The sequence below is a fragment of the Bacillus sp. MM2020_4 genome (genome assembly GCF_011250555.1).
In the GTDB taxonomy this organism is placed as follows: Bacteria; Bacillota; Bacilli; order Bacillales; family Cytobacillaceae; genus Neobacillus.
In genome coordinates, this window is record NZ_JAANMZ010000115.1 from 1 (window position 1) to 479 (window position 479).

A 479-nucleotide genomic window follows, 5' to 3' on the forward strand; every position below is an offset into this window, starting at 1 on the left:
CCGTATATGTCTTTAGAAGATTTTTTATATTTCTATCTTAATAAGATGTTGAAAATTCCAAAGCAATTCATCAATCTAGATGAATTAATAAACCAACTTGGATTAGAGAATAACCGACACACTATTTGTAAAGACTTATCAAAAGGGACTAAGCAAAAAATAATAATTTCAGCTTTATTTACTGAATATTCTTGGGAATATTTATTCTTGGATGAACCTTTCGAGCATTTAGACATGGCTACATGTGAACTGGTTAAGGACAGAGTTTTCAATGTCGAATCATTTGTATTTATTATAAATCACAAAGAACATTTATTAAGTGGTATTTCTGACATCGAGAGGTTAGTATTATGAATTCAAAACCAATCTTTTTTATGAACTTTCTTCTATTGTTCGGGATTATTTTCCTATTATTTATAGAAATTAAGGATTTCTATAATATTAAATGGTCCCAATCTAATATAATAATAGCTATATTT

General features: G+C 26.9%; 1 protein-coding gene. It reads left to right on the plus strand.

Annotated features, from left to right (window positions below; translation table 11 throughout):
- A partial coding sequence (locus tag G6554_RS25640) for an ATP-binding cassette domain-containing protein (RefSeq protein ID WP_481747941.1) occupies positions 1–354 on the plus strand: 354 nt, incomplete at its 5' end.
- Positions 355–479 lie beyond the last annotated feature (125 nt).